Source organism: Paenisporosarcina sp. P4_D4 (assembly GCF_056401835.1).
In genome coordinates, this window is the sequence record NZ_JBFUIO010000267.1 from 1 (window position 1) to 1,654 (window position 1,654).

A 1,654-nucleotide genomic window follows, 5' to 3' on the forward strand; every position below is an offset into this window, starting at 1 on the left:
CTATATGTTGTGTTTGGAGGTGGAAATTATGCAATAAAATTTAAGTTTTATCGGTTATTCTAAATTAATAAATTATAATGCAAAGCGAAGGGAAATGAAAAATGACAACTATTACAAAAAACAAAGGTTCACGCAAACTAGAATACAATGAAACTCGTTTAATGAGTTATATTGACAGTATCTTAAATGAGTTCGAGAATATTCCGCAGAAAGAAAAAGACAACTACAAGAAAAAGATTAATAATTCTATTGTTAAAGTAGATGAAATTAGAGCAGCAGAAATCACCAATCGTTTAATCTTAGATGCTTTAGATAACATGTCAAGAGAATCAACCGATTGGACTTTCGTTGCCAGCCGATTTTACTTAAACAAATTATATAAAGAAGCTTCATACAATCGTGCGTATGACTCAAGTGAGAAGTATGGTAGCTTAATTGGTTTATTAAAAACACTTGGAGAAATGAATATCTATTCTGAAGATATTTTAAAATACTACTCAAAAGAAGAAATTAAGTTGGCTCAAAGTTGGATTGACCCTACTAAAGATCATCTGTTTAATTACATTGGTCTAAAAACATTGGCAGATAGATACTTGGCAACTGACCATAACAAACGCATATACGAGTTACCACAAGAGCGATATATGGTAATCGCTTTAGCTATTATGTGTTTAGAACCTAAAGAAAAACGAATGGATTATGTTAAAGAATCCTATTGGGCAATGTCCAATCACTATATGACAGTAGCTACTCCAACATGGTCTAATGCTGGTAAATCACACGGACAATTATCATCATGTTTCATTGATACTGTAGAAGACAGTCTGCAAGGTATTTATGATTCCAATACAGATGTAGCTAAAATTTCTAAGTTTGGTGGAGGAATTGGAACATACATGGGCAAGGTACGTTCTAAATCTTCTAGTATCAGAGGATTCAAAGGGGCTTCTGGAGGAGTTATCCCTTGGATGAAACAATTAAATAACACTTCTGTAGCAGTTGATCAATTAGGAGTTAGACAAGGGGCAATAAATGTAACGTTAGATGTTTGGCATAAAGATATTTATTCATTCCTTGAAGCTAAATTAAACAATGGAGATGAGCGACTTCGTACTCACGATTTATTCTTATCGGCTAGTGTTCCAGATTTATTCATGGAAGCTGTAGAAAAACGTACTGACTGGTATCTATTTGATCCTCATGAAGTTAAAGAGGTTATGGGTTATTCTTTAGAAGATTCTTATGATGAAGAAAAAGGCAAAGGATCATTCCGTGATAAATATGATGAGTGTGTTCGCAATAATGATTTATCTAAAGTAAAAGTACTTGCAATTGATATCATGAAGAAAATTATGAAGGCTCAGCTAGAAACAGGAGCAATGTTCATTTTCTATCGTGACACTGTGAATCGAATGAATCCAAATAAACACGCTGGAATGATTTATTCATCCAATCTCTGTATGGAAATTACCCAAAATATGTCAGCAACAATTGTAACCGAAGAAAACTTAACAGAAGATGGATTTATTATTATTACTAAAAAAGCAGGGGATTTCGTTGTATGCAACTTATCATCAATCCACTTAGGAAATGCAGAAAAAGATGACATTTTAGATCGACTGATTCCTATTCAAGTTAGAATGTTAGACAACAC

General features: G+C 33.0%; 1 protein-coding gene. It reads left to right on the forward strand.

Translation table 11 applies throughout. The annotated features are described in order from the left end of the window. Nucleotides 1-101 precede the first annotated feature (101 nt). Nucleotides 102-1,654 (forward strand): ribonucleotide reductase N-terminal alpha domain-containing protein (locus tag AC1DSL_RS17945; RefSeq protein WP_477533281.1); only part of this gene is annotated, 1,553 nt, incomplete at its 3' end.